Genomic DNA, 25,656 nt, shown 5'->3' on the forward strand with positions numbered 1-25,656 from the left:
AAAGCGTTTCTAGAGCTAAGCGAGATCTAGTGAGGAGATTTGTCGTTCATGATCTTGTATATGAAGAAACCGCCGTAAAATAACATCAGACCAATTGCCCCAAAAATTACTATCATTGACGATAGACCCACTGCATTACCAAATAGGAGATCAAGCCAAAAGTCCATACGTTTCCTCCAAGATGTTCCCGACAGGAATAAACTAAATGGCGGTGTCTTGTTGCACACTGATCTGGATCAATTATGTTGCTAAGGTTAATAAACTGTATTTTGTTGTGAGTTATCAGTCACATTTTACGTGCTAGTGTTCAGTTATTCATCAAACGAATTAAGACCTAAGGTTTTTTTGTAAAAAGCACTTGCGCCACAGTTCAGAATCCGTAATATATGCATTCGTTGACGGGGACAATTCCTCAGTTAAACATCTCGGTGAATAGCGCAGCTTGGTAGCGCATCTGGTTTGGGACCAGAGGGTCGGGGGTTCGAATCCCTCTTCACCGACCACTTTCAGAAAGCCTGCTCAATGAGCAGGCTTTCGTCGTTTTTAGTGCTAGTAATTTTAGACTTCAATAGTATCGAACCAAATGGGGTTCGCTTGAAGTTAGAACATGGCTCTTCACCGACACGTATTGAGAGGAAGGCTCTACAGAAATGTAGGGCCTTTTCATTTTTTAGAGCGAGTAAATTTATTACTTGATGTCACACGAGATAGTATTGATAGGAGTTTCAGAAGTAGTGAAACAGACATAAGCGGTCTTTGGGTGATTTGGCCCAATCTTGACGTAACCCGCTTTTAAATCGTCTTCATCAAACGTTACTGAGTGAGATTTGCTTGTATTTCCATCATAGTAAACCGCTTCAAAGCCTTGGTTCATCATATGTGCAACGCGATTTCGAGTGTGGGCTGTTGAAAACGTGATGTTCGCGCAACGCATCATTGGTTTTTCGGTAATAAGAAATTGACCACTCTCTTTATCTAAAACACCGCCTTTTACTTCCGGAGTTATATCAATAGCTTGAAAAGATTCTACGTTGCATGGCGGTTTAGCATAAGACAACGAAGAAGTGAGCATAATTCCAATCGTGTATAGGAATAAATATTTAAATTTCATATGAGTTGTTTTGTATCCACTTAGCTTAACGGCGTTTTATAAGAAAGTTTGAATGAATTTTAAATGGTTGTATTTAAATAATTATATTTAAATGGCATTTTTCAAACAATCACTAGATATCACAATTTGCTTGGCGCGTCTTACCCAGTGGTTTGATGTTAAATCCCCGATTTTTAAGCAGTTCAATCAGGTTATCTTTACCTACTAAATGCAAGCCACCAACAACAACGGTGTAACGACCCGATTGCTGAGGTAGAACACTGCCAGTGTCGAGTTTTTTAGCCCAATCTCGATTACGCTCGTATAAAAAGGCTTGGTTAAACTCTTCTGTTGTATGATCGGTCAAAGAGGCTTCGACCAACATGCTACCATCACCACTCTTCCAACTCTCTATCAAGCATTGAACCAACTCTTCTCCGCCATCATATTCTTCAATTGATGAGAGAAGTATCTCTTTACCGCCTTCTGATTGACCTGCGATTAAATCGATTTGGAATTGCACGGACTCTAGTGGAATGACCGGGATTTGCTTTTTATCAGCGAGTCCTATTAAGTGCATGTCGACCCCTTTATCAGAGACATACCCCAGTTTGTTGACTAAAGCGAGTTGGATGGTGAATGCGGCCATCCAAGGTGGGGAATTTAGGAGTTGAGTTTCTGGCAAACCTAAATCTTGGGCAATTTCAATTAAGTGGCGACGTTGAGCTCTGTCTAAAACATCTTTAGAAAGAATGGTTGTTTGTGGGTAAACCAAGCCTTCAGAATTCCTGACGTCTGCTTCAATAATCAACCCTGTGCTTTGGCTTAAATGCTGGATGACCGTTCTAGGGAGTGGGTACATCGTTTTATCCCCCACATGTACCGAGCCAATAATCATAAGTTCGGTTTCCCCTTTTTTTGCTAACCAATGCTGTGGCTCTGCATAAGATGAAAAAGGAGTCAAAGTAACAAGTAGAGATGATATGAGCGTCAAGAGACGAAACATAGAATGGTCCTCAGATAAGATACCTTTAAACTTTATACGCAAAATAGCGTGAGGTTAAGTGCAATTTCTCCAGTGGGGTATTCGACAAAATCGTCATTTCTAAAAATATTGACGAGTTTTGACGACGAATAAATGAGAGTCACTTCACGAAAGGTAAATAGGTAATTCGCTTACTAATGGCTCACAAAATAATTAGGCGTGATCCAAATCTTACAAAATCAGTCGTAACTCATGAATATAAGTGACCTAGATCGCAGCAAACTCGTCAAAACAAGTTGTTCGATTTTGACGTGTATTGTAACTCCATGAAAATTAGGTTTTTATTATTTTTTCTGAGTGTCATTTTTTGAACTGGATCACTTCCTATTTCTATTTATTTTACGCTTAGAAATAACAGGTTGTATGTTGAATGTAACGGTTAGGCACCTCGCATTTGAGGGGCCGAGATTTTTATCATTGTCGTTTTGAACCACTGACTTTTTTGGGGAAGTAAGATGTTTAAACCTAGTCTGATTGCTGTTTCTGTTATCACTACATTAGCAGGTTGCTCTGCGCTGCAAAGCTCTGAACAACAAGTTGTAAATTCGTTGGCTAATAATCTTGATATTCAATACCAAGTGTTGACTAACCACGGTGCAAACGAAGGTCTTGCTTGTCAGGACTTAGGGGCTGAGTGGGCGTCTTGTAACAAGGTAAACATGACGCTGGTTAACCAAGGTGAAGCGGTTGACTCAAAAGATTGGGCTATTTACTTCCATAGCATTCGTCTGATTCTGGATGTTGAAAACGAACAGTTTAAAATCTCTCGCGTAACGGGTGATCTACACAAACTAGAACCAACAGATAAGTTTGATGGTTTTGCTGCGGGTGAAGAGGTTGTGCTTCCTCTTGTTGCTGAATACTGGCAGCTATTTGAAACTGACTTCATGCCAGGCGCTTTCGTTGCTGCACCAAATGCAGAGCCTAAGATGATCGCTTCTCTTAACACAGAAGACGTTGCATCTTTCGTGACTGGCCTTGAGGGTAACAACCTAAAACGTACGCCAGATGACAACAACGTATTTGCGAGCGCTGTGTCTCGTTTCGAGAAGAACGAAGATCTAGCAAAACAAGACGTATCAACCACGTTACTACCAACGCCAATGTCTGTTGAAGCAGGTAAAGGTACGGTAGATATCGCGGCGGGTATTGCGCTGCCTAAAGACGCATTCGATGCGGCTCAATACGCAGCAATTCAAGGTCGTGCAGAAGTGGTAGATGTGGATGTTCGTGGTGATCTTCCTGTAAGCATCACTGTTGTTCCTGCAGACTTCACCGGTGAATTGGCAAAATCTGGTGCTTACGAAATGAGCATCAAAGGCGACGGTATTGCGATTAAAGCGTTTGACCAAGCAGGTGCTTTCTACGCAGTACAATCTATCTTTGGCCTGGTAGATAGCCAAAATGCTGATTCTCTACCACAACTGTCTATTAAAGATGCGCCGCGTTTTGATTACCGTGGTGTGATGGTGGACGTGGCTCGTAACTTCCACTCTAAAGACGCGATTCTTGCAACGCTTGACCAAATGGCCGCGTACAAGATGAACAAACTACACCTTCACCTAACGGATGATGAAGGCTGGCGTTTAGAAATCCCGGGTCTGCCAGAGCTGACTGAAGTGGGTGCTAACCGTTGTTTCGATTTGGAAGAGAAAAGCTGTTTACTGCCTCAGCTTGGCTCAGGTGCAACGACAGACAACTTTGGTTCTGGCTTCTTCAGCAAAGCAGACTACGTGGACATCTTGAAGTACGCGAAAGCGCGTAACATCGAAGTGATTCCTGAAATCGATATGCCAGCACACGCTCGTGCAGCAGTGGTATCAATGGAAGCACGTTACGACCGTCTAATGGAAGAAGGTAAAGAAGCAGAAGCGAACGAGTACCGCCTGATGGATCCTCAAGATACATCGAACGTAACGACGGTTCAGTTCTACAACAAGCAAAGCTTCATCAACCCATGTATGGAATCTTCAACTCGCTTTGTTGATAAAGTGATTTCAGAAGTAGCAGCAATGCACCAAGAAGCGGGCACGCCGCTAACAACATGGCACTTTGGTGGTGACGAAGCGAAGAACATCAAGCTAGGCGCTGGTCTGCAAGACATCAACGCAGAAGACAAAGTAAGCTGGAAGGGTAACATTGATTTGTCTAAGCAAGACAAGCCATTCGCACAGTCACCACAATGTCAGACGTTAATTGCAGACGGTACGGTAAGCGATTTTGCTCATCTACCAAGCCACTTTGCAGAAGAAGTGTCGAAGATGGTGGCAGAGAAAGGCATTCCAAACTTCCAAGCTTGGCAAGATGGCCTTAAGTACAGTGAAGGTGAGAAAGCGTTCGCAACAGAAAACACGCGTGTTAACTTCTGGGACGTTCTTTACTGGGGTGGCACATCATCAGTGTACGAATGGTCTAAGAAAGGTTACGACGTTATCGTTTCTAACCCAGACTACGTATACATGGACATGCCGTACGAAGTTGACCCGAAAGAGCGTGGTTACTACTGGGCGACGCGTGCAACAGATACTCGTAAGATGTTTGGTTTTGCACCAGAGAACATGCCTCAGAACGCAGAAACCTCTGTAGACCGCGATGGTAACGGCTTCACTGGTAAAAGTGAAATCAAAGCGAAACCTTTCTATGGTCTATCAGCACAGCTGTGGTCTGAGACAGTACGTAACGACGAGCAATACGAGTACATGGTATTCCCTCGCGTACTGGCAGCCGCTGAACGTGCATGGCACCGTGCTGATTGGGAAAACGACTACAAAGTGGGTGTTGAATACTCGCAAAACTCTAACCTAGTAAACAAAGCTGCGCTAAACCAAGACTACAACCGCTTTGCGAACGTACTTGGCCAACGCGAACTGGCTAAGCTAGAAAAAGCGGGTATCGACTACCGCCTACCTGTACCAGGCGCGAAAGTTGAAGAGGGTAAACTGGCAATGAACGTTCAGTTCCCGGGTGTGAAGCTTCAATACTCTCTAGACGGCAAGAACTGGCTAACTTACGCAGATAGTGCTCGTCCAAATGTGAAAGGTGAAGTGTTTATCCGTTCCGTGTCAGCAACCGGTGAGAAAGCAAGTCGAGTGACCAGCGTGAAATAACTCAATTCTTGTAAGTTAATTTTTTGGCAAAGCCTCAACATCATGTTGGGGCTTTCTTTATTTTTTGAGGAAATTAAGCGTGATCGATGTCTAATTATTTTTCATTGATAAATAAGTTTTTGGTTGCAATGGTCAAGGTTATTGTGAACTGGATCGACTTAATCTGCTAAATATCAATAAACAACCTGTTTATGATCACACTTCTATTTTTTGAATAATTTTATAAAAATACGATAAGTGCCTGTATTTCCCATGTTTTTATCAGGGTTGTTGAGCTTCGGTTTGAACAAGATCACTTTTTAAAATGTTTTATTTTCCATCGCGAATTAATTAAAACAATATTGCGAACGCCAAGGAGGCACATTCCAAAGTTTGCGATAAAAGGGAAGAGATGCCCTCTAAAACTATCGCATAACGTGAATAAATAAAGGCAGTAATTATGAAAAACATTTTTGCACTGAGTGCTCTTTCTCTCGCTTTCGCTTCTAGCGCTTTTGCTGGTTCTTCTTACGTAACAGGTAATGTTCAATTCCACGATGATGGTCGAATTCATGGTTCGGACGTTACGTCTACACTGGAAGCTGGTCATACTTTTGATAACCAATTCGGCGGCTTTACGGTTTACACCGAATTTGATGGTATTCAGTTGGGTAAACTGGAAACAGAAAACGGTGGCGCAGGTAACACAACACCAGCAATCACTGTGGGTGGTGAGCAGTCATTTAATATTACCGATCATTTATGGGTTGCCGCGGGTTACCAACACCTGTTCTCTGCTGGCGAGAATGTACAGTACCGTCCATTGGTTAAGATCGGTTACAACTTCGATAACGGCATCTCCTTAAGTAACCGTACTCGTGCGCACATTGATGCGACAGACGCAGATGCGGATACAGATTACCGCATGGACAACCGCATCGGTTACGTGATGAATGAGGATGTGACGCTAAGCTACAACAACGTCTACATGATTGAAGCGGAAACCATGGACCACGAGCTTCGTGCAACGTGGACTCGTAAAGGTGTTCAACCTTACTTTGAGTTCCGTAGTCAAGCACACGGTGCAGAAAACGCGAGTGGTGACAGCCTAGTGAATAACGCTTTTGTATTTGGTGCCTCTTACGGCTTCTAATTTTATATTTGTCTTAACTGTCCATTAAGAAAAAGCCCAGCGGTTTATCTCGCTGGGCTTTGTTTTTATTGGTCGTTGCCTTCGTGGTGGCTATATTCGAACACTTGGCCTTTTTCGTTAAAGGCGTAAACGGTGTAGCTGTCTTTTTTGTCGCCATATTCCATACCAGGGGAGCCCATTGGCATGCCCGGTACTGATAGGCCTTTTGCGTTACGTGGTGGATTTTTCAAAAACGCTTTAATGTCTTCGGCTGGAATGTGACCTTCGAACAGATAGCCGTTGATCTCTGCCGTGTGGCAAGAGTAAAGCTGTTCGTTCTTGATGCCTAGATCGCGTTTGATGGCGTTCATGTCATCGTGCAATTTTTCTTCGACCGTAAAGCCGTTCTCTTCCATGTGTTTTGTCCATTCTCCACAACAGCCACAGTATGGCGATTTATGGTTAATGACATCGGCTGCCAATACGTTGGCGGACACGGTCGCAAGCATTGCAAAGGTCAATAGTTTCAACTTCATAATACCCTCAAAAAGAAGTGGTTATTTTACTGAAAACAGTCGTAGTCGATTTGCATTACTAACGACAGTAATTGAAGACAGTGCCATTGCCGCTCCTGCGACAACAGGACTGAGCAAAAATCCAAACGCTGGATAAAGCACACCAGCGGCAACTGGAATACCCAACGAGTTGTAAACAAAGGCTCCAAATAGGTTTTGCTTCATGTTCTTAAGTGTAGCGCGAGAGAGTTCAATCGCATGTACTACCGCCATTGGTGACGTGTTCAGGATGGTCATTTGCGAACTTTCAATGGCGACATCACTGCCGCTACCCATAGCAATACCGAGGTTGGATAACGCGAGAGCAGGGGCGTCGTTAATGCCATCCCCCACCATTGCCACGACATGTCCTTGAGATTGAAGTTGCTCAATGTGCTGAGCTTTCTCATCTGGCATTACTTGGGCAATCACTTCATCAATACCAAGTTCTTGGCCGATAGCATTGGCAACGTGTTGGTTATCGCCCGTCAGCATTACCGTTTTGATGCCTTGCGATTTTAATGCAGAGAGCGCTTGTTTCGCATCTGATTTGATCGGGTCGGCAATGGCGATCAGACCGATCAGTTCGCCGTTCAATGCCACAGCTACCGGAGTCCACGCATTTTTTGCGCATTCATCGATGGCAGATTTTAGTGCGCTAGTCTCGACGTTCTCTGCTTGCATAAATTGAAGCGAACCAATGAGCAGCGGTTTATCTTGATACGTCGCCAAAATGCCGCGCCCGCGAACGTTCTCAAACTTGTCTAATGAGACATCCTTTGCGTCGTGTCGTTTGGCGTAATCACATACCGCTTTTGCCAGTGGGTGCTCAGACTGACGCTCTGCTGCATACGCTAAAGCCAATAGATCTTCTTGGCTGGTGGCGTGAGTAAACACTTGCTGAACGCTAGGTTTACCTTGGGTAAGCGTGCCAGTTTTGTCGAATACAATCGTGTCGACTTTGCTTGCCAATTGAAGGGCGTCGGCGTCTTTGATCAGAATGCCGAGCTCTGCGGCTTTACCCACTCCCACCGTGACAGAAAGTGGGGTTGCTAAGCCTAGAGCGCAAGGGCAGGCGATGATCAGGACGGTTGTGGTGACCACCAGCATATAACTCGCTTTTGGCTCTGGGCCAACGGCAAACCAAACGAGTGCGGCCAGTATTGCTATGCCAACAACGACAGGGACAAACACCGATGAAATCTGGTCTGCCAGTTTCGCGATGGCTGGCTTACTGCTTTGCGCTGTGCGCACCATGCGGATGATACGAGCCAGCATGGTATTTGCGCCAATGCCCGTTGCCTCAATGACTAATCCACCATCGGTATTTAATGTCCCAGCAGACACTTGAGCCTCTTGCGCTTTTAACACTGGTACTGGTTCACCAGTGAGCATCGACTCATCAATGTATGATTCACCTTGAATCACAACACCATCAACAGGCACTTTCTCGCCTGGTTTGATACGCAGTTTCATGCCTAGCGTGATTTGCTCAACCGCGATTTGTTGATCGCCTTGTTCCGTGATTACCGTAGCTTGCTGAGGTTGCAGGTTAATCAGAGCTTGCAATGAGCGTGTTGTGTTTGCTTTGGCTTTTGCTTCTATATAGTGACCAAGAGAAATTAAGCCGATGATCATTGCACTCGCTTCAAAGTACACGTGGCGTGAAGCAAGAGGGAACCAGTCTGGGAAAATCACCACAAGCATCGAATAGAACCACGCTGCGCCAGTACCGAGCGCGACTAACGTGTCCATGGTGGCGCGCTTGTGAGTAGCTGCTAACCAAGCGTTACTGAAGAAGTGTTTCCCCGCTGTGGCAAGAAGGAGTAAACATACGATACCGATCGCGCCCCAAGCTAATTGGTCGTTGGTGTTGCGAATCATCATATTGCCGCCAGCAACGCCCCAAATCATTAAAGGGGCACCGACGACAAGGCCAGCAATAGCATCCAGTTTGAAGCGTTTTTGCTGCTGACGTTGTTGCTGAGCTTGCTTTTCTTGCTGGGTTGCGGCGCCTTGTAGGATCTCTGCTTGGTAACCGGCTTGTTTTACCGATTCAACAATTGCGTTAAGGAGGTCATCAGAGTCTTGGCTTGCGAATATTAGTGCGCTTTGTTCTGCAAGGTTGACCTGTGCTTTCTCAACGCCTTCTACGTTAGTAAGTGCTTTCTCTACTGAAGATACGCAACTCGCACACGTCATGCCTTGAATCAGCATTTGCAATTGAATACTCGCTGGTGGCACCTGCGTATCTTTAATATTGCTTTGCTTTTCTACCTGTTCGGTCTCTGGTGAGCTTTCGTTCTCTACTTCAACAGAATCAAGGTTGGCGGTATAGCCGAGTGTTGCTATTAAGTCGATCACTTGTTGCTCGGAGAGGAGGGTACGAATCTCTAAGTGCGTTGTTGAAGCCTCAAAAGAAATAACGTCTTGATTAGATTCTAATAAAGATGAAAGTTTTTTGACGCAACCGCCACAGCTTAAGCCTGAAAGGTTTAGTTCGTAGTGATTTCCTGCTTGGTAACCAAGAGATTCAATCGACGAGACGAGCTCTTTAAGAGAAGACTCGGTTTTGACCTCTACTTGCGTCGGGGACAAATTGAGGATCTCCACATCGTGATTCGCATGTAAAGCATTCTCAACTTTTCTCGCACAGCCCATGCAGTTGAGCCCTGATAAAGGTATAACTAACTGATACATAATCTGCACCTCAATAGTAGTGATGCTATGAGCTTAAACCTTCCTGCAAGGGTAAGGTCAATACCCATTTGCTACTCACAACAATTTCGTCAAAATCTCTCGAATCCCACAAGTGCACGGTCATTTTACTTGCGAGTGATCTCAAGGTTTTTTCTCTTTGAATATAAAGTTCCGTTAAAACACCTAAAAGATGAATGAAGTCGCTCACGTTTTTTAGATGCTCTCAATGTCAGTTCAGTGTCAAAACGTACTTTTAACGTTTTTTATTTTTTATATTTGATTTTAACTAATTGTTTTTTATTGATTTATTTTATTTTTGATCTTCTCATTTTGAAGCCGCTCAGATTGCTGTAGGGAAAGTTTTTTAGTGCGAAAAAAGTTTGTCATATTTGCCCCGTCCAAACACTGTTTCAAGTTCCTGCCATGTCCTAGTTAGTGAATTTGAAAATGGAAAAAACTAAAAATATAGGGGTTTATAATGTCTTACCTAAAGAAAAGCCTACTTGCCACGGCAATTACCGGCATGATGTTCAGTGGTGTTGCATTTGCTGATGGTGCAAACAGTGACGCAGCAAAAGAGTTTCTAACCAAAGATTCATTTTCTTATGAAGTTTACGGGATCATCGCGATGCAGGCCGCGTACCGCGATTACGATTCTGGCAGCAAAGCAACGGACGATGACTTGGGTGGCATGCAGCTAAACAACGAATCTCGTATCGGTTTCCGTGGTAAGAAACAATTTGCTAACTTCGACCCTACTTTTATTTGGCAAATCGAAGGCGGTTATGTAGACCCTAGCTTTGGTGGCGAGGGCGCAGGTCTTGGTGAACGTGACACATTCGTCGGTTTTGAAAGTGCATCTTGGGGGCAAATTCGCCTGGGTCGCGTTTTGACACCTATGTACGAATTGGTTGACTGGCCAGCATCTAACCCTGGCCTGGGCGATGTATACGACTGGGGTGGTGCTATTGGTGGCGCCAAGTACCAAGACCGTCAATCAAACACTATCCGCTGGGACTCTCCAATGTTTGCTGACAAATTCTCCCTAGATATCGCAGCTGGTGCAGGTGATAAAGCAGGTCTAGGTGAAGGGGATGACTACTGGGGTGGTATCGCTGCACACTACAAAATTGGTCCTATCCAGTTAGATGCGGCATATGAAGGTAACCGTAATATCAAGATGGAAAGCCAAACGTGGGAAAACAACACGTACTTGGTAGGGGCACAAGGCTGGTTTGATAACGGAATCTCTTTCTTCGCGCAATACAAATACATGGAGGCGGACGCAAGCAATGGTGTGAGTGAAAAGCAAGATGCAATGTCTGCCGCTATCATGTACACCACGGGTGATTGGCAATACAAACTGGCTTACGCCGCTAACTTTGATCTAGAGCGTGATGGTAAGAAAATTAACGATACAGCGGACGATGTGTTATCAGCACAAGTTATGTATTTCGTAGACCCATCGGCAGTGCTGTACGTGCGTGCTCGTACTCTAGATTTTGGAGACGGTGCGTCTCAATTAGATAAACCAACAGAAGCACGTTGGAAGTCTGCTGACTACGACGAGTTCTCTGTAGGTGTTGAATACTACTTCTAATTAAAGAAGCAGCTAAAAGGGCGGAAACGCCCTTTTTATCTTGATACTTATTCAAATAAGCCTTTGAAATGACTGGCCTGTAAATTTTAGAGGCTTATCTAAATTGGTATAAAGTGAGAAACCATGATGAAAAAAACAACGACACTTCTCGGACTTTGCGCAATGCTTTCAGCGCCAGCTTTTGCTGCTCAACTCACTCTGCAATCTGAATTAGTTCCTCGCGTTCTCAACGGCGAGTTCGTCTACCCTGAGTGGATATCCAAGAACAACAGCATCGAGTTAAAGGATGGGGAAAACCAATTGGCGGTAACGGTTGGACAAATCGTATTTGAAGATGGAAAGCGCCGTAAATTCGATTCGCAGCCGCTGGTATTAGAGTTTGATGCAGAAAAAGACACCGAGCTTTCTCTGACTTATCAAACATTCCGTACTATTGAAGAGGCGAGAGCCTTCGAACTCGATCCTAAAGTGGTATTGAAAGACAAAAACGGAAAAGAAGTGGCATTCTCTATGGTTCAACTTCGTAAAGGTGGTTTGCAAGGTTTTCGTGATTACGAACGAGAAGTTGCCGACTATAATAACGCAATGAATAAAGAATCGACTAAGGCAAGCATTGCGTCTTCTCCAGCGGAAACCAAAACAATCAAAGCATCGTTTAATGAATTGAGCCGTGAAGAGCAGCAAGAATTTATGCAATGGGCAATGCGTAACCTGAAGTAATTTCGTCTCGTGCTTTAACAGTAAATAGCAGGGCTGTGCCTTTTTGGTTCTGCCCTGTTTTTATTTCTGTTGTCAAACCGATTGTAGAATTGACTTACGGTGGTAAAATGTCGCCACTTTTATCCTTGACATTACAACGAGAGATCTCTCGTTGCTCATTACCCCTAAGGAACTCAAATGACGGTTAAAACTCGTTTTGCTCCTAGCCCAACTGGCTATCTACACGTTGGTGGTGCGCGTACTGCACTTTACTCTTGGCTATACGCTAAAAACCAAGGTGGTGAATTCGTTCTACGTATCGAAGATACAGACCTTGAGCGTAACTCTCAGGAAGCGGTTGATGCAATTCTTGAAGGCATGGAATGGCTAGGCTTGGAGTGGGATGAAGGTCCTTACTACCAAACTCAACGTTTTGACCGTTACAACGAAATGGTTGATAAGCTTCTTGCTGAAGACAAAGCTTACAAATGTTACGCGTCTAAAGAGCTGCTAGATGAAATCCGTGCAGAGCAAGAAGCAAATAAAGAAATGCCTCGCTACGATGCTAACCATCCAAAAATCAAAGCAGCAAACGAAGCGGCAAAAGATGGCGATCCATGTGTTATCCGTTTCCGTAACCCGAAAGAAGGCAGCGTAGTATTTGATGATCAAATCCGTGGTCGCATTGAAATCCGCAACGATCAAATGGATGACCTAATCATTCGTCGTACAGACGGTTCACCTACTTACAACTTCTGTGTAGTAGTGGATGACTGGGACATGGGTATCACTCACGTTGTTCGTGGCGAAGACCACATCAACAACACGCCTCGTCAAATCAACATCTACGAAGCACTAGGTGCGCCAGTACCTACATTTGCACACTGTGCAATGATCCTGGGTGATGACGGCGCGAAACTGTCTAAACGTCACGGCGCTGTATCAGTCATGCAATACCGCGATATGGGCTACCTGCCTGCGGCACTAAACAACTACCTAGTGCGCCTTGGTTGGTCTCATGGGGACCAAGAAATCTTCTCTCAAGAAGAGATGATCAATCTATTTAGCCTAAACGCAGTATCTAAGTCAGCGTCTGCTTTTAACACTGACAAACTGCAATGGTTGAACAACCACTACATCAAGAACTCAGATCCTGCGTACGTTGCTGAGCATCTACAATGGCATCTAGATCAACAAAAACTAGACGTAACGAATGGTCCTGCTATCACTGACGTGATCAAGCTGGTGGGTGAGCGTTGCAACACACTAGTTGAGCTAGCTGAGCAAATCCGTTACTTCTATGAAGATTTCTCTGAGTTTGAAGCGGGCGCAGCGAAGAAACACCTACGTGGCGTGGCTAAAGAGCCTCTAGAACTTGCATTAGCGAAAGTGGAAGCACTAACTGAGTGGACGACAGCGAACATCAAAGATGGCGTTATCGCAGCAGTATGTGAAGAGTTGGAAATCGGCATGGGCAAAATCGGTATGCCATTACGTGTTGCTGTAACAGGCGGGGGTCAGTCTCCTTCTGTCGATGCAGTAATGGAGCTGGTTGGAAAAGAGCGTTGTATTGCTCGCATTAAGATGGCGCTTGAGTTCATTGCTGAGCGTGAAGCAAACGCATAATTGCTTTGAACTGAACGTTCTTTTGAATAAATAGTCACAAAGCCGCGGTGAGCAACCGCGGCTTTTTTGTATCTTCAATTTAGATAACGAGAAACTTTCTCTCATATTGGTGAATGAAGAGATGGTTTCACCTGTAATTTACCTCAATATGGATAAGATTTTTTAATCCAAATATCGTTGGCATGAATAAAAAACGAGCGATTATATATCAAATATCTGATTGATTTTTATCCATGTTCCTTAAAGTTCCATTTTGTTTGTCTCATTTTTAAGAAAAACCTTTGCTTTAGCTATTTTGTTTCAAAAAACAAAGCAAACGTTTGCGTGGTGATTGCGTGGGGATTTTTTTGCTTAAGATCACATGTTGTCGAGATTTTTGATGACAATAAATTGACAGAATTGGGATTTTTCTCGCGATTTCTTAGCGTTATAGTTCATCCCGTCAGCGATACCGAGATGGCGATATGTATCACTGAACAGGAAATATACGTAAGTTGCTTCCATAAAAAAAATGCATGTGCATAAAAAGAAGCTGACTAAGTATCTCACTCAAGGAATGAATAAAAAGAATTGAAATACAACGTCAGTCAGACGGCGCATTTCGGCATCTAACAAAAGAACTTCTTTAGAGGAATCAATAATGAAAAAATTAGCAGCGGTAATTTCAGCGTCTCTACTTATGGCTTCAGCAGCACAAGCAGAAGTATACGTTGGTGGTAAGATGGGTAAGTCATGGATGGAAGACGCGTGTGTAGCGGGCCAGGCTTGTGACAAAGACGATTCTACTCTTGGCGCTTTTGTTGGTTACGAAATGAATAAATACTTCGCAGTAGAAGCGGGTTTCGACAACATCGGTGATTTTAACCAAACTTCTTTCGGTGGCCACGTAGAAGCAATCACTCTTGCTCCTAAATTTAGCCTACCAATCACTGAAGACATCGCACTTTACGGTAAAGTGGGTGGCGCTTACGTAATGTTTGATGGCAAAGATGATTACTCTTACCTAGGCGCGGCTGGTCTTGAATTCAACCTAAGCCAAAACGTAACAGCTCGTGCGGAATACCAAACACTGACTGACATCAGCAACGATGTAACTCGTGCGACAGGTAACACTGCAACACTAGGTGTTTCTTTCAAATTCGGCGGCAACGATGAGCCAGTAATCGTAGAAGAGCCAGTTGTTGTAGAAGAAGTGGTTGTAGAAGAAGTGGTAGAAGAGCCAGTTGTAGTTACGAAAACATTCGAAACTCAAACAATTGGTACAGGTAGCTTCGATCTAAACAGCACAACTCTAAAACCAGAGAGCGCTGCAAAACTTGATAACCTAGTTGCTTTCCTAAACGAGCACCCACAAGCGAACGTTGAAGTTGTAGGTTACACAGATACGTCTGGTCCAGCAGCTTACAACCTAAAAGTTTCTGAAAAACGTGCTGAGTCTGTTGCTAACGCACTCGTTGAAAAAGGTATTGATTCATCACGTATCCAAGCTCGTGGCGAAGGTGAAAACAACCCAATCGCTTCAAACGACACTCGTGAAGGTCGTCAACAAAACCGTCGCGTAGAAGTCGTTGTTCCAGAATTTGAATACCAAGTTCAGCAATAAGCTCCTATTCGACCGTAGTATAGAAGACTGAAGCTGAAAGCCCCAAAGAGTTCGCTCTTTGGGGCTTTTTATTTCTCTTCAAAAAACTGACTGAAATGTTCAAAGTGGCCAGGTATTACTTAAGATCAATGCTGTTTAAACGCCCCATAAATGTCAGGATCTCCAAGTTATCTTTATGTGCTTCTAACAACGCTTTTTTGGTTTGCATGTAGGCGGCAAGTTTGCCGTACTTACTAATAGAGCGAACCACCGTTTTATATTTATACTCACCGTCATCATTGAACTCTCGCCACTTGGCGATGTAACACGTATCTCGGTTGTCAGGGTTTTCAAGAGTAGGGTTAGGCTTGTGAACGATTTTAGGCTCAACGCTATGTGGAAGCCTGGTCATTAAGTAAGGGTCTTTCAAAAGACGTCGCCAGAATTTGCCCCACATTTGCCGGCCTAACTCGTTTCTCAGCTTAATGGCTTTTTGTAAGCCTTTCTTTTCTCCAATACGAACAAATCCTACCGAGCGGTGTAGTACCGTATCCTCGGGGGTATGGATATGTATCTTAAAGGCTGTCTTGCCTTTAGAAATAAAGCGGTGTCCAGTGTTAGTTATTAAATTGCTCTTAGACATAGTGCTAACTAATAATTTTATTAATAGCTAAAAGGGTAAGCAAAACTCATAGATAATTAAAGTAATAAAATACAAAACTGTAAATAGGGCTTGTTGAAATGATTTCAAGGGGAAGAAGTCAGATCAGTAGAAGGGTTTATCCCGTAACCGAAACACCCGATCCGATCATATTGATTACTGGGAAGATTATCTAACACGGTGTACTAGGGGGAGCAGTGCGAGGCTTGAAATTGAAGATACAAAAAAGCCTTAGCTCAAGTGGGAGCTAAGGCTATGATATGGCGCCCCCAGTAGGATTCGAACCTACGACCTGTCCCTTAGGAGGGGACTGCGCTATCCAGCTGTGCCATGGGGGCGTAATACCAATAGTTGCAGTTCATTGCACTGTTTTACTGAGTTCAAATCTAGCAATCTACCAGATCTGTATCAGCATCACGTTGAACGATTCGCTACGGTCATTGGTATAATCAAATAAGATGCGCTGCCTATGATATTCAAAAGTGAGCATATCTCAAGACTTAATGTTTGCTTTTATAGGATCTTGTTCATTACGTCGCCAATTTGAACGCTAGACGCTAAATTTGGCTGATCAATCGTCAGTTCCGCTTCGTGTTCGTATATGCGTGATACCGTTAATGTAATTTCGCTTTGCGAGACTTTGTTTCTTGGCAATCCATTTTGGTCGATAAACGACGCGGTGTGCCAAAGCTGTAATTTGTCTCCCTCTTTTACGCCGTGCATACGGCCGAGATCCATCGTTACGGTATTACCGAAGACTGCCACAACCTCTGGCAGTGTAATTTTGCAAGATAGCTCCGACTCCAGATCCAACATAATATTGCGACTAACGCGAAGCATCATCTCGCCATAGGTCGATGCCCAAAAACGTGCACTACGAGTGTCCACTTGACTCGTCTTAGCAAATGGCCAACGCGCGACCTCACGGTAGGCTTTGTTGAAGATTTCATGGCCAGTTTTACCATCAAATACTTTCATTTCTAACGCAAACTGACGATTGATGATGTCATCTTGCAATAGTTGAGATTCGACCGTTGCAGTGAGATCGGTAATGACCCCTCCAATGATGTATTGTGCGCCATTGTCTTGCGCGATCATTTGAGTGCGAGCAGGATAGTTGCTGCTTATTGAGTAGTCCGTTGTACCAACAGACACAAAGCTGCGTGAGGTTTGATCAAGTTGACGGTTCACTACGTGGCTAAAATCGTCACCAACTTGATAAATTTGTCCCATCACTGCTTGTTGTGGTGATGCGACCTCAATATTGCCGACCAGCATTGTCTTTTTGTATTGATCGGTGTGGCAACCCGTTGCCGATGGATAAATATCAACGCGGATTTTTACCTCGACTTTACCGCGACGTTTGCGTTCAGACTCGACCAAAATGTAACGGACTTCATGATTGGTAAACTGGTATTCGTTGCGGCTTTCTTCTAATAGCGGCATCAAGTTGCTAATACTGCCAATATCTGCGCCCGAAAAATTGACGGCTTTGAACAGCGCGTCTTCCAACGCATGGAGCCTTGCCGTCTCTTCTGAAGAAACGATGGTGGCAACGCCTGTGACTTCATACCAAGATGCCATGACCTTAAAAGGCACAAGCATCACTAAAGTGATTGAAAACAGACTGTTTAATATTTTTTTCATTGGTTACAACCGTTCGGGTATAAATATTGCTTTAACAAATTCAGTGAAGTTTGGTGGGTTTTTCTTCGTTAGGCAAACAAAGAAAAGCAAAGACTGTTCCAATATTCACTTTCTTGGAAAGGAATTAATAAAGAACGGTATCACCTAAGATTATCTGGAGAATCAAACCATGAAAAAGTGGCTTGTCGCCGCATCGATGATGACGCTTCTGACATCGTGCGCGTACTCACCGATTTACAATGGTAAAGAACCGTACTCGGGAAGCCAGTTCATGCTGATGGATAGTCCGCGTCATACGATGGACTTTTTCATTGAGAGCATGACAGAAGACCTGATGGTTTCTAATGTGGCAGTATCAGCGCGGACACCGATTGCGATTACCTCGTTTGTTGATCTACAAAATATGGATGCAACAAACTGGTTAGGTAACTCGGTCTCTGAAGGTTTTATCCATCAGTTTCAGCGCCGAGGGTTTAAAGTGGTTGATTTCAAAACTACGGGCTCTATTCAAGTGACGCAGCAGGGCGATTTTGCTTTAAGTCGTGATTGGCAAGATTTAGCTCAAGAGCAGCAAATTCAGTATGTACTGACCGGAACAATGCTGCGTCAAGAGGGTGGAGTGCTTGTCAATGCACGCGTGGTTGGCATGCAAAGCCGTGTAGTTGTAGCGACAGCGCAAGGTTTCCTTCCGGCTGACCGTATTGGGCGTGACTTAGATACGTTAAATAGCATCCGCACACAAGATGGTGTGTTGATTCGTTCTGACCCTACCATTCGTCAGCCGTACACTGTGATTCTCCGTCCATAGGATAGAAGCATGAAGAAGTTATTATTTATTGTTGCCACACTGATATTGGTGGGGTGTCAGCCATTACAACAGATGCGTCAAGATGAAATCTTAGTGGCGGTGGGTTACGCCAGCGTCAGTGAGCAGACAGGCCGCACAGTAGAAGAAAAGCGTGTACGAGCAATGCGCGCATCAAAAATTGATGCTTATCGTGAGCTAGCAGAGCAAGTTTATGGCATGCGTGTAAGTGGACGAGCAGAGCTGCAAGACCAGCGTTTGGGTATTGAAAGCACCACTGGTGCCGTCGATGGTGTAATTCGTGGTGCAGAAGTTGTGCGTAGTTATCTTGTTGAAGACAGTTATGTGACTGAGCTGCGTCTGGATATCCGTAAGATGGATAAGCTACGTGATTATGGAGAAGTTCAGCAGGTGCCTGAGAAGCGTCAGCAAACCTTGTTTTAAACCATTTCACTAGACAGATAATCTTTTTGAGCGGCTGATTGGTAACAATGAGTCGCTTTTTTATATCTACGTGAGCGCGGGAATTGAGGGTAAGAGTGACGTTTAAGCTTTTATATTGGTGCCAAGCGTCGAGATGGTGTGGGTTTTTCCGCCCGCATTGTAGGTCATGCCAACTTTGCCATGAGTTCGCTGAAGCATGTTGTTGAGTTTATTGAAGCTCAGCTGTGCGCGACTAAGCGATTCGCCATTTACTTGGTTAACTTGTTGACAGTCGAGGACGATCGATTGGATCTGAGCAACAACCTGACTTAGGTGCTCATCTTCAGTAAGTTGATTGACGTGCGGGTGAGAGGCGATTCGCTGATCAGTTGTTCTGAGCTGATCAATGAGCGTCATCTTCTGTTTGGCAATGTTCTCAATCTCGGTAGAGACACGCGCCGTTATTGCTTGTGTTTCTTGGCGTAAAACAGCGGAAAGTGCCTTAGCATTTTCTAGCTGGAAATTAACGAGATCGACTAATGCTGCCATAAAATACTTACCTTCGGCCTAAGTCAGTTAGCTTTTGCCTTGCAATTCGTTTTCAAACTTAATCATGTTGTCAGCCAATTTTTCAGGATCGACTTTGTATGAACCGTTTGTGATAGCTTCTTTGATTGCTGCAACTTTGGCGCTGTCATATGCCGGAGAAGCTGCCATATCCTTCTGGAGTTTACTGACGGCTTTACTTTGCTGGCTGAGTGATACTGCGTCTTGTTGCGCTGGCGCCTTTTTTGATTCTGTCGTGCTGGTAGCATTGGAATCGTTACGTGCAGGTGCGCGACTTGTTGTCGTCATCATTTGCCCTGAACGTATATTATCTATACCTGCCATGTTTAACCTTTGCCTTGTATCGTAATACTGGTATCCAGACTATCGACCAGCGCAAAAATAACTTTAGTCATTTTTTGCATTTTTATTGATCAGTTTAAACACGCTACCAGTGGGTATTAAAAATTAACAGTGATTTCCGCAATGTCAGTCACTATGCCTTCTATTATACGTTGTGACTTATCATTTTTCACTCTTACTTGATCGCCAGCTGAACCATCCTGCAATGCTGTGCCTTGCGTTGTGATCGTCATGCCAGAATTCACCGCTTTGATAATGACCTTTTCATTTCGGCATACCACACAAACATCATTTCTCTCTACGACATCGCCTAAACGAACATTACGCTTTAGCTTTGCCCCAACCACTTGATCGTAGCTAGAAAATCCATCTTTACGAAAGCGCTGTAGCTCGATCATGGAAGTGGTAACATCCGATGCGCTGACGATTTCTCCTCTCCCTAATGTTCGTGTCGCGACGATCATTGGTACTGATACCGAGATCCTCACAGGGACATAGACTTTCCAGTCATCCGGTTGGCATTCCACTAACACATTGATGTTACTTCTCGTGCTGCTGGTGGAAGAGGCAGATGTATCTAACGGAACAGGGCAATCCGTTGCTTTTATTCTCGAGTCGATCTCTGCCGCATTAACAGATAGCTCGCCACCATCAGGCTGATCAACCGTAGCAAGAATATGTTGTTCTGCTGCTGTTTTTATTTGCTCGATCTGATTATCTGAAGCTGAATGAACAAAAAAGCTAAACATACTGAGCAAAATGCCGATAGACTTAGCGTACTTTGTAATTAGCGCTCTACATATTGTCATAGTCAATGGTGTCGAAGTGAAAGTGAAATACGCCATACTGTCTCCCTGGTATCGTGCTTGCCAGTGGTAGAGTATCATTTAAAAACAAAAAGTTTGAGATGGAGATGAGCATATGACGGGGATTCTTGACTCGGTGAATCAGCGTACGCAACTCGTCGGTCAGAACCGATTGGAATTATTGACCTTTCGACTGATGGGCCGACAGCGCTACGGCATTAACGTATTCAAAGTGAAAGAAGTACTACAGTGCCCTAAGCTGACTTCAATGCCAAATCTACACCCTCTGGTTAAAGGTATCGCTCATATCCGCGGCCATACCGTGTCCGTTATTGATTTGAGCCTGGCAATTGGTGGCCGCCCAACCACTGATTTAGATAAATGTTTTGTTGTTATTGCAGAATTTAACCGTACGATCCAAGCATTTTTGGTATCATCGGTTGAGCGTATTATCAATATGCATTGGGAAGCGATTTTGCCACCGCCAGACGGCGCAGGTAAAGCGCACTACTTGACTGCCGTGACAAACATTGACAATGAGCTGGTTGAAATCCTTGACGTTGAAAAAATCCTGGCAGAAATTGCGCCAGTTGATGAAACGATGGATTCCGCTATTGGCGAAGAAATCGCACAAGCAGAACAAGAAAAGCCTATTGTACGCCGCATACTGATTGCTGATGACTCGACGGTCGCGCGTAAACAGGTAGAGCGTGCGATTACATCCATCGGTTTTGAGGTCGTATCTGTCAAAGACGGCAAAGAAGCGTACAATAAGTTGATTGAAATGGCTCAAGAAGGCAATATCTACGATCAAATTTCGTTGGTTATTTCCGATATTGAAATGCCAGAAATGGACGGCTATACCTTAACGGCTGAAATTCGCAGACATGCCGATTTGAAAGACCTTTATGTTATCCTCCATTCTTCATTAAGTGGTGTATTCAACCAAGCTATGGTTGAGCGTGTAGGTGCCAACACCTTCATTGCGAAATTTAACCCAGATGAGTTGGGTAACGCGGTTAAATCTGCATTAACACAATAAAAGAGACATTAATGACTGCTATTACAATCAGTGATCAAGAGTATCGTGACTTTAGCCGTTTTCTAGAATCGCAATGTGGCATCGTGTTAGGTGATAGCAAGCAATACCTCGTGCGTAGCCGACTGAGTCCTTTAGTGACGAAGTTTAAGCTCGCATCGTTATCAGATTTGCTACGTGATGTTGTTACAGGGCGTAATCGAGAATTACGAGTCGCCGCTGTGGATGCGATGACGACTAACGAAACTTTGTGGTTTCGAGATACTTATCCGTTCACGGTTTTAGCTGACAAATTATTGCCAGAAGTAGCGGCAAGCAAGCGCCCAATTAAGATCTGGTCTGCTGCCAGTTCATCGGGCCAAGAACCGTATTCTATTGCAATGACGATCCTGGAAACGCAACAGCGCAAGCCGGGCTTGTTACCAAACGTGTCCATTACAGCCACAGACATTTCGGCAAGTATGCTCGAGATGTGTCGTGCAGGGGTGTACGACAACTTGGCTTTGGGTCGCGGGCTTTCACCAGAACGTCGTCGCACCTTCTTTGAAAATGCGGACGGTGGTCGCATGAAAGTCAAAGATAACGTCAAGCGTTTGGTGAACTTTCGTCCACAAAACTTGATGGACAGTTACGCACTGATGGGTAAGTTCGACATCATTTTCTGTCGTAACGTATTGATTTACTTTTCTCCAGAAATGAAATCTAAAGTGCTTAACCAAATGGCGAGCAGTTTAAACCCTGGTGGTTACTTGCTGTTAGGGGCATCAGAGTCGCTAACTGGTCTGACTGATAAATTTGAAATGGTGCGCTGTAATCCGGGCATCATTTACAAGCTTAAATAGCGGTATCTCTTCATTGATAGAAAAGCCTGACTTCGTGTCAGGCTTTTTTGTTTGTTACTGTGCCGAGCGCTTCATGTATCACTCAATTAGTTGAAGCGCGTTTTTGCCTTGTGCCCTCAACACGGTGTATCTTTATTAAGTGAGCAAAGTGATACGACATGACATTCCAGTTACTTTGGCTCACTTATTGCTATTTCAATTCACGGTAACCACTAGGTTGGTGTAATGCTTTAGGTCTTGGCATGCTAATTGCTTTTTGGTTATCAATCACGGTCAGTTCTTAATTGTAGAGGCAAACATGGCTATATCTTTTGACAATGCACTAGGCATCCACCAGCACACGGTGGGCGTACGTGAGCGCAATGCAGAGGTGATTTCCACCAATATCGCACAAGCAAACACGCCTGGTTACAAAGCAAGAGGTTTAGACTTTGCGAAGGAATTGCAAGCGGCAACATCTGGGGCAAGCATTGGTCTTAGTCGCACAGATGGTCGGCATATTCCTGCCACTACGACGTTGGTTGGGGACAAGTTATATCGTCTTCCTACGCAACCAGATACGGGAGATGGCAACACGGTAGACTTGGATTTAGAGCGTAACTTGTTTATGCAAAACCAAATCAGACACCAAGCATCACTCGACTTTCTAGGCAGCAAATTCAAGAACTTAACCAAAGCAATCAAAGGGGAATAATTTAGATGAGCTTATTTAACGTTTTCAATGTGACAGGTTCCGCAATGAGCGCTGAATCCGTTCGTCTGAATACTACCTCAAGCAACTTGGCGAATGCCGACAGTGTCAGCAGCTCTGCGAAAGACACTTACAAAGCGCGTCATGCCGTGTTTGGTGCAGAGTTAAGTAACGCCATGCGTGGCGGTGATACGGTGCCAGTGAAAGTGATGGGTATTGTAGAAAGTGATAAACCGCTGAGTGCGGAGTACAACCCAGACCATCCCCTTGCAAACGAAGAAGGCTACATTTACAAGCCTAACGTCAATGTAATGGAAGAAATGGCAAACATGATTTCAGCTTCTCGTGCATACCAAACTAATGTACAGGTCGCTGATTCTAGTAAACAAATGCTGCTGCGTACGCTGCAGATGGGTCAATAAGGATAAGGGGGTAGCGTATGGCCGGAATTAACAACGTTGGTCAAAGCGGCTTGTCCTATATCGACCAGCTTAAAAGTCTACAAGAGAGTAACAAGAAAGCGGAAGAGAGCACGGGTAAGCAGGACCTAAAACAGGAAGACTTCTTATCATTGCTCACGAAGCAACTGTCTCAGCAAGACCCTTTTAAGCCGGTAAGTAATGACCAGATGATTGCGCAAATGGCTTCATTTGCGACCGTTGATGGCATTGGCAAGATGAACACTCAGTTTGAGAGTTTGAATTCGTCAATGACATCAAATCAAGCGTTACAAGCTTCCTCTTTGGTAGGGCGTGACGTATTGGTCCCAGGAGCAGCAGGTGTGAAGCAGGACGACGCACCAATGGCGGCAATGGTTAAGCTTTCACAATCTATCGATAATCTGTTTGTTCGTGTAGAGGATGAAGCTGGCCAACTGGTTCGTACCTTTGAGGTAGGGGCGAAACCAGCCGGCGACACGCGTGTGCTTTGGGACGGTAAAGATGAAAGCGGAAATCCACTGCCAGCTGGCAAATACAAAGTGAAAGCGTCTGGCTTAGTTGAGGGGGAGTCGCAAGAGTTCCCAGTATCGACGTATGCCAACGTAAACAGCGTATTGCTTGGCAAAGGTGACGGAAACGTATTACTCAATCTGGCTGGTTTTGAATCGCCAGTTCGACTTGCAGAAGTATTGGAAGTCGGCAAAGCGTAGTCATAGCTCGCTAGATTAGGAGATTTTGGAATGTCATATGTATCTTTAAGCGGTTTGTCCGCCGCCCAACTGGATTTGAACACCACCAGTAACAACATTGCGAACGCCAACACTTACGGCTTTAAAGAGTCCCGTGCTGAGTTTGCTGATGTCTACTCTAACTCTTTATTTACTAACGCAAAAACCACACCGGGTGGTGGTGCACAAGCAAGCCAAGTGGCACAGCAGTTCCATGAAGGCTCTAGCATTTACACCAACAACCCAATGGATTTGCGTGTTTCGGGGACAGGTTTTTTCGCTGTAGCGAAAGAGCGTCTAACTCCACAACAGAATGAACTGACACGTAATGGTGCATTTCACTTAAATAAAGAAAACTACATGGTGACCGCGAACGACGAGTTCTTATTAGGTTACCAAGTGGACCCAAGCTCTGGTGAGGTTTCTTCATACGAGCCACAACCCATCAATATTCCTGCTGAATTTGGTAAGCCAAAACAAACAGCAAACATTGAAGTGGGTGTGAACTTGCCAGCGAACGGCGATTTGAAAGATCCAACGCAGTTTGATTTTTCAGACCCAGATACATACAACCGTTCAACCTCTTCGACAATTTATGACTCGATGGGTCAGTCTTACAAGCTAACGACGTATTACTTGAAAGATCAGACTCAGCCAAATACATGGAACACTTACTACACCGTGACAGATAAAGAAGGTGAAAAGCCTTTAAATGTTGCGGCTGGTGATGCGCAAACGCCAACAGGTCATGTGGGGCATACCATGAAGTTCAACAACGATGGTACGTTGGCGAGCTTGAACAATGGTCAGCCAATCACTTCTGTGGCTCTGGGCGATCCGGCGACGAACACGACACCAGTCGATATGAATGGTGCCGATCCTGCGCAGACGCTTAACTTCGGCTTAGGCTCAGCAACACAGTTTGCGGCTCCGTTCGAACTGACTAAGTTTGACGAAGACGGTGCAACAACGGGCTTCCTAACCAAAGTTGACTTCGATGAAAACGGCAGCGTATTGGGAACTTACTCAAACGGTGAAAACGTTACATTGGGTCGTGTTGCTCTCGTACGTGTTCCAAATGAGCAAGGCCTGGATAAGAAAGGCGGCACTCAATGGGATTCAACGCAGTTCTCTGGTGACAAGATCTGGGGTGAATCAAATAAAGGCTCTTTCGGCACCATCAATAACGGTATGCTGGAACAGTCAAACATTGATATGACGCAGGAGTTGGTGGACCTGATCTCTGCTCAGCGTAACTTCCAAGCAAACTCACGTTCGCTAGAAGTACACAACCAACTACAACAGAATATCTTACAGATCCGCTAGAGCACTAGCTGGGTCATTCGATACTCTGCTTGAGTAAGCAATGGCGTGTGATTGCTTCTTAGTAATTACCGCTTTGTTCACTTTCATCATGACATTCATCTGATGCTTAGCCTGAATACACCTCACTCAGGCTAAGCATGCTTTGATCTACGATTTGCCGCTGTTGCCGCCGTCTGGATCAAAACCTTGCCTCTCGTTACAGTTTTCTGCCTCTATTGACCTCTT

At 44.5% G+C, this 25,656-nt stretch carries 24 protein-coding genes and 2 tRNA genes; 15 read left to right on the forward strand and 11 right to left on the reverse strand.

Annotated features, from left to right (window positions below; genetic code table 11):
• Window positions 1-26: 26 nt before the first annotated feature.
• A complete protein-coding gene (locus tag R7035_RS22570; RefSeq protein WP_005382236.1) occupies window positions 27-167 on the reverse strand; it encodes a DUF3149 domain-containing protein in 141 nt (46 codons plus the stop codon).
• Window positions 168-426: 259 nt separating this feature from the next.
• On the opposite strand from R7035_RS22570, the gene R7035_RS22575 reads away from it, so the two are divergent.
• Window positions 427-503: transfer RNA gene (locus R7035_RS22575), tRNA-Pro, on the forward strand.
• Between the two features lie 185 nt (window positions 504-688).
• Here the strand turns inward: R7035_RS22575 and R7035_RS22580 are convergent.
• Together R7035_RS22580 and R7035_RS22585 are read right to left on the reverse strand one after the other, a co-directional pair.
• Entirely contained in the window at window positions 689-1,072 is a 384-nt protein-coding gene (locus R7035_RS22580) for a hypothetical protein (RefSeq protein WP_372009610.1), read from the reverse strand.
• Between the two features lie 151 nt (window positions 1,073-1,223).
• Window positions 1,224-2,096: a TraB/GumN family protein gene (locus tag R7035_RS22585; RefSeq protein WP_054576682.1), complete on the reverse strand. Its 873-nt coding sequence runs from the start codon at window positions 2,094-2,096 to the stop codon at window positions 1,224-1,226.
• 494 nt (window positions 2,097-2,590) lie between these two features.
• Here R7035_RS22585 and R7035_RS22590 point away from each other — a divergent pair, with 494 nt between their 5' ends.
• Both R7035_RS22590 and R7035_RS22595 read left to right on the forward strand, forming a co-directional pair.
• Entirely contained in the window at window positions 2,591-5,242 is a 2,652-nt protein-coding gene (locus R7035_RS22590) for a beta-N-acetylhexosaminidase (protein WP_318146270.1), read from the forward strand.
• Between the two features lie 439 nt (window positions 5,243-5,681).
• Window positions 5,682-6,374: an oligogalacturonate-specific porin KdgM family protein gene (locus tag R7035_RS22595; protein WP_005382004.1), complete on the forward strand. Its 693-nt coding sequence runs from the start codon at window positions 5,682-5,684 to the stop codon at window positions 6,372-6,374.
• Between the two features lie 65 nt (window positions 6,375-6,439).
• On the opposite strand, the gene R7035_RS22600 is transcribed toward R7035_RS22595, so the two are convergent.
• A complete protein-coding gene (locus tag R7035_RS22600) occupies window positions 6,440-6,889 on the reverse strand; it encodes a DUF411 domain-containing protein (RefSeq protein ID WP_005382005.1) in 450 nt (149 codons plus the stop codon).
• Window positions 6,890-6,910: 21 nt separating this feature from the next.
• Window positions 6,911-9,607 carry a heavy metal translocating P-type ATPase gene (locus R7035_RS22605; protein ID WP_186584435.1) on the reverse strand — a complete coding sequence of 899 codons (2,697 nt, stop codon included), beginning with the start codon at window positions 9,605-9,607 and terminating at the stop codon, window positions 6,911-6,913.
• A gap of 478 nt (window positions 9,608-10,085) precedes the next feature.
• On the opposite strand from R7035_RS22605, the gene chiP reads away from it, so the two are divergent.
• The 4 genes from chiP (at window position 10,086) to R7035_RS22625 (ending at window position 15,135) form a co-directional block, all read left to right on the forward strand.
• Window positions 10,086-11,207: a chitoporin gene (gene chiP, locus R7035_RS22610; protein ID WP_017819978.1), complete on the forward strand. Its 1,122-nt coding sequence runs from the start codon at window positions 10,086-10,088 to the stop codon at window positions 11,205-11,207.
• A gap of 123 nt (window positions 11,208-11,330) precedes the next feature.
• The gene (locus R7035_RS22615; RefSeq protein ID WP_005382008.1) at window positions 11,331-11,927 is read left to right on the forward strand and encodes a DUF2057 domain-containing protein; all 597 of its coding nucleotides are present in this window, start codon (window positions 11,331-11,333) and stop codon (window positions 11,925-11,927) included.
• A 177-nt stretch (window positions 11,928-12,104) separates the two neighbouring features.
• A complete protein-coding gene (gltX, locus tag R7035_RS22620) occupies window positions 12,105-13,532 on the forward strand; it encodes a glutamate--tRNA ligase (RefSeq protein WP_005384075.1) in 1,428 nt (475 codons plus the stop codon).
• 640 nt (window positions 13,533-14,172) lie between these two features.
• A complete protein-coding gene (locus R7035_RS22625) occupies window positions 14,173-15,135 on the forward strand; it encodes an OmpA family protein (RefSeq protein WP_005382010.1) in 963 nt (320 codons plus the stop codon).
• Window positions 15,136-15,250: 115 nt separating this feature from the next.
• Here the strand turns inward: R7035_RS22625 and R7035_RS22630 are convergent, their stop codons facing one another.
• The 3 genes from R7035_RS22630 to R7035_RS22640 form a co-directional block, all read right to left on the reverse strand.
• A complete protein-coding gene (locus R7035_RS22630) occupies window positions 15,251-15,757 on the reverse strand; it encodes a hypothetical protein (protein ID WP_005382011.1) in 507 nt (168 codons plus the stop codon).
• A 279-nt stretch (window positions 15,758-16,036) separates the two neighbouring features.
• Window positions 16,037-16,113, reverse strand: a tRNA-Arg gene (locus R7035_RS22635).
• Between the two features lie 175 nt (window positions 16,114-16,288).
• Window positions 16,289-17,422 carry a flagellar assembly protein FlgT gene (locus R7035_RS22640; protein ID WP_005382012.1) on the reverse strand — a complete coding sequence of 378 codons (1,134 nt, stop codon included), beginning with the start codon at window positions 17,420-17,422 and terminating at the stop codon, window positions 16,289-16,291.
• Between the two features lie 169 nt (window positions 17,423-17,591).
• Between R7035_RS22640 and R7035_RS22645 the strand changes: the two genes are divergently transcribed.
• Both R7035_RS22645 and flgP read left to right on the forward strand, forming a co-directional pair.
• A complete protein-coding gene (locus R7035_RS22645; protein ID WP_005382013.1) occupies window positions 17,592-18,230 on the forward strand; it encodes a FlgO family outer membrane protein in 639 nt (212 codons plus the stop codon).
• Window positions 18,231-18,239: 9 nt separating this feature from the next.
• On the forward strand, window positions 18,240-18,671 hold the full coding sequence (gene flgP, locus R7035_RS22650; protein WP_005382014.1) for a flagellar assembly lipoprotein FlgP: 432 nt from the start codon (window positions 18,240-18,242) through the stop codon (window positions 18,669-18,671).
• A gap of 102 nt (window positions 18,672-18,773) precedes the next feature.
• Here the strand turns inward: flgP and R7035_RS22655 are convergent, their stop codons facing one another.
• From R7035_RS22655 to flgA, 3 genes are all read right to left on the reverse strand, one after another.
• A complete protein-coding gene (locus R7035_RS22655) occupies window positions 18,774-19,199 on the reverse strand; it encodes a flagella synthesis protein FlgN (RefSeq protein WP_005382015.1) in 426 nt (141 codons plus the stop codon).
• A gap of 27 nt (window positions 19,200-19,226) precedes the next feature.
• Window positions 19,227-19,541 (reverse strand): flagellar biosynthesis anti-sigma factor FlgM, encoded by a 315-nt coding sequence (flgM, locus tag R7035_RS22660; RefSeq protein WP_005382018.1) that lies wholly within the window; start codon window positions 19,539-19,541, stop codon window positions 19,227-19,229.
• Window positions 19,542-19,657: 116 nt separating this feature from the next.
• Complete coding sequence (gene flgA, locus R7035_RS22665) at window positions 19,658-20,404, reverse strand: flagellar basal body P-ring formation chaperone FlgA (RefSeq protein WP_005382020.1); 747 nt, start codon at window positions 20,402-20,404, stop codon at window positions 19,658-19,660.
• A 76-nt stretch (window positions 20,405-20,480) separates the two neighbouring features.
• Here flgA and R7035_RS22670 point away from each other — a divergent pair, with 76 nt between their 5' ends.
• The 6 genes from R7035_RS22670 (at window position 20,481) to flgE (ending at window position 25,431) form a co-directional block, all read left to right on the forward strand.
• On the forward strand, window positions 20,481-21,407 hold the full coding sequence (locus R7035_RS22670) for a chemotaxis protein CheV (RefSeq protein ID WP_005382022.1): 927 nt from the start codon (window positions 20,481-20,483) through the stop codon (window positions 21,405-21,407).
• Between the two features lie 11 nt (window positions 21,408-21,418).
• Complete coding sequence (locus tag R7035_RS22675; RefSeq protein ID WP_005382024.1) at window positions 21,419-22,246, forward strand: CheR family methyltransferase; 828 nt, start codon at window positions 21,419-21,421, stop codon at window positions 22,244-22,246.
• A gap of 298 nt (window positions 22,247-22,544) precedes the next feature.
• Complete coding sequence (gene flgB / locus R7035_RS22680) at window positions 22,545-22,940, forward strand: flagellar basal body rod protein FlgB (RefSeq protein WP_005382026.1); 396 nt, start codon at window positions 22,545-22,547, stop codon at window positions 22,938-22,940.
• 5 nt (window positions 22,941-22,945) lie between these two features.
• Entirely contained in the window at window positions 22,946-23,359 is a 414-nt protein-coding gene (gene flgC, locus R7035_RS22685; protein WP_005393132.1) for a flagellar basal body rod protein FlgC, read from the forward strand.
• 17 nt (window positions 23,360-23,376) lie between these two features.
• Window positions 23,377-24,087: a flagellar hook assembly protein FlgD gene (gene flgD / locus R7035_RS22690; protein WP_005382029.1), complete on the forward strand. Its 711-nt coding sequence runs from the start codon at window positions 23,377-23,379 to the stop codon at window positions 24,085-24,087.
• 30 nt (window positions 24,088-24,117) lie between these two features.
• Window positions 24,118-25,431: a flagellar hook protein FlgE gene (gene flgE, locus R7035_RS22695; RefSeq protein ID WP_005382030.1), complete on the forward strand. Its 1,314-nt coding sequence runs from the start codon at window positions 24,118-24,120 to the stop codon at window positions 25,429-25,431.
• The last annotated feature ends 225 nt before the right edge of the window (window positions 25,432-25,656 follow it).

Source organism: Vibrio sp. 1731, from assembly GCF_033339955.1.
In the GTDB taxonomy this organism is placed as follows: Bacteria; Pseudomonadota; Gammaproteobacteria; order Enterobacterales; family Vibrionaceae; genus Vibrio; species Vibrio alginolyticus.

Bases quoted from the DNA above. Each gene is read 5' to 3' on its own strand.
- R7035_RS22570 (WP_005382236.1), bottom strand. From the start codon at position 167: ATGGACTTTTGGCTTGATCTCCTATTTGGTAATGCAGTGGGTCTATCG.
- R7035_RS22580 (WP_372009610.1), bottom strand. From the start codon at position 1,072: ATGCTCACTTCTTCGTTGTCTTATGCTAAACCGCCATGCAACGTAGAA.
- R7035_RS22585 (WP_054576682.1), bottom strand. From the start codon at position 2,096: ATGTTTCGTCTCTTGACGCTCATATCATCTCTACTTGTTACTTTGACT.
- R7035_RS22590 (WP_318146270.1), top strand. From the start codon at position 2,591: ATGTTTAAACCTAGTCTGATTGCTGTTTCTGTTATCACTACATTAGCA.
- R7035_RS22595 (WP_005382004.1), top strand. From the start codon at position 5,682: ATGAAAAACATTTTTGCACTGAGTGCTCTTTCTCTCGCTTTCGCTTCT.
- R7035_RS22600 (WP_005382005.1), bottom strand. From the start codon at position 6,889: ATGAAGTTGAAACTATTGACCTTTGCAATGCTTGCGACCGTGTCCGCC.
- R7035_RS22605 (WP_186584435.1), bottom strand. From the start codon at position 9,607: ATGTATCAGTTAGTTATACCTTTATCAGGGCTCAACTGCATGGGCTGT.
- chiP (WP_017819978.1), top strand. From the start codon at position 10,086: ATGTCTTACCTAAAGAAAAGCCTACTTGCCACGGCAATTACCGGCATG.
- R7035_RS22615 (WP_005382008.1), top strand. From the start codon at position 11,331: ATGATGAAAAAAACAACGACACTTCTCGGACTTTGCGCAATGCTTTCA.
- gltX (WP_005384075.1), top strand. From the start codon at position 12,105: ATGACGGTTAAAACTCGTTTTGCTCCTAGCCCAACTGGCTATCTACAC.
- R7035_RS22625 (WP_005382010.1), top strand. From the start codon at position 14,173: ATGAAAAAATTAGCAGCGGTAATTTCAGCGTCTCTACTTATGGCTTCA.
- R7035_RS22630 (WP_005382011.1), bottom strand. From the start codon at position 15,757: ATGTCTAAGAGCAATTTAATAACTAACACTGGACACCGCTTTATTTCT.
- R7035_RS22640 (WP_005382012.1), bottom strand. From the start codon at position 17,422: ATGAAAAAAATATTAAACAGTCTGTTTTCAATCACTTTAGTGATGCTT.
- R7035_RS22645 (WP_005382013.1), top strand. From the start codon at position 17,592: ATGAAAAAGTGGCTTGTCGCCGCATCGATGATGACGCTTCTGACATCG.
- flgP (WP_005382014.1), top strand. From the start codon at position 18,240: ATGAAGAAGTTATTATTTATTGTTGCCACACTGATATTGGTGGGGTGT.
- R7035_RS22655 (WP_005382015.1), bottom strand. From the start codon at position 19,199: ATGGCAGCATTAGTCGATCTCGTTAATTTCCAGCTAGAAAATGCTAAG.
- flgM (WP_005382018.1), bottom strand. From the start codon at position 19,541: ATGGCAGGTATAGATAATATACGTTCAGGGCAAATGATGACGACAACA.
- flgA (WP_005382020.1), bottom strand. From the start codon at position 20,404: ATGGCGTATTTCACTTTCACTTCGACACCATTGACTATGACAATATGT.
- R7035_RS22670 (WP_005382022.1), top strand. From the start codon at position 20,481: ATGACGGGGATTCTTGACTCGGTGAATCAGCGTACGCAACTCGTCGGT.
- R7035_RS22675 (WP_005382024.1), top strand. From the start codon at position 21,419: ATGACTGCTATTACAATCAGTGATCAAGAGTATCGTGACTTTAGCCGT.
- flgB (WP_005382026.1), top strand. From the start codon at position 22,545: ATGGCTATATCTTTTGACAATGCACTAGGCATCCACCAGCACACGGTG.
- flgC (WP_005393132.1), top strand. From the start codon at position 22,946: ATGAGCTTATTTAACGTTTTCAATGTGACAGGTTCCGCAATGAGCGCT.
- flgD (WP_005382029.1), top strand. From the start codon at position 23,377: ATGGCCGGAATTAACAACGTTGGTCAAAGCGGCTTGTCCTATATCGAC.
- flgE (WP_005382030.1), top strand. From the start codon at position 24,118: ATGTCATATGTATCTTTAAGCGGTTTGTCCGCCGCCCAACTGGATTTG.